The 800-nt window shown below is 67.8% G+C and carries 1 pseudogene; it reads right to left on the bottom strand.

Features of this window, described 5'->3' with window-relative positions:
* A pseudogene (locus tag RHBS_RS28185) lies at positions 1–800 on the bottom strand (AAA family ATPase); the annotation flags it as partial.

The following is an 800-nucleotide window of genomic DNA, read 5'->3' on the forward strand; positions in this document are numbered from 1 at the left end:
CAGGGCCGCGATCGTCTGCTCGGTTTTTCGCGCCGTTGGGCCACGGGTCGTTCCTGATCAGGATCAGCCGTCGCCTCGGCATGTCGATGCGCAGGCCCGCCGTCGTCACTGCCCGCTCGACCCGGGCCAACGCGGCGCGAGCGTTGCCGGACGTGACCGCACGGAAGCACCAGTGCTCCTCGTCGTCGGTATCGGTATCGACGGTGTGACGCAGGCGCGCGTGCAGCGCCGGCTTTCCGCTCGGCGGTGGGTCCTGAGCCAGGCTGTCGTCGGACGACTGATGTTCGTGAATCCACGCGGTCAATCCCGCCGACAGCAGTGCGGGAACGATCGAGTCCTCACTGTCGGGTGCCAACGGAACCGACACGTCCACCTGTTCGCACAGTCGCTTGTATCGATCGTCGAGCGCGTCGAGTTCGTTGACCCGTGCGGTGGGCAGGTCCGGCGCATCGGTTGGACCGGACCTGTCGGTGAAGCTCTCCAGCTCCGACGCGACGCCGGTGTCGAGGCAATGCCTGATGTGCCGATCGACGGCGATGAGAAGCTGGCGCGGAGTGAAATCCGGGGCCTGCTCGAACGCGTCGGGCGCGACCGGCCACGTGGGGTGCGGCGGGATGAACCCGGCTTCGAGGAAACACGCTGCCAGACGTCGTCCGAGAAGCAGCCGTCCGATGTCCGACGAGGGAATCGGCTTGAGAGACTGGGTGACTCGGAAGCGGTCACGCATCGGCGCGACGCCGCGCGCGGCGATCAGTTCCCAGGCGCTCGACAACGCGGAGAGCACGGAGGCAGTGCGGGGG

The sequence above is a fragment of the Rhodococcus sp. BS-15 genome, from assembly GCF_000813105.1.
Classification (GTDB): Bacteria; Actinomycetota; Actinomycetes; order Mycobacteriales; family Mycobacteriaceae; genus Rhodococcoides.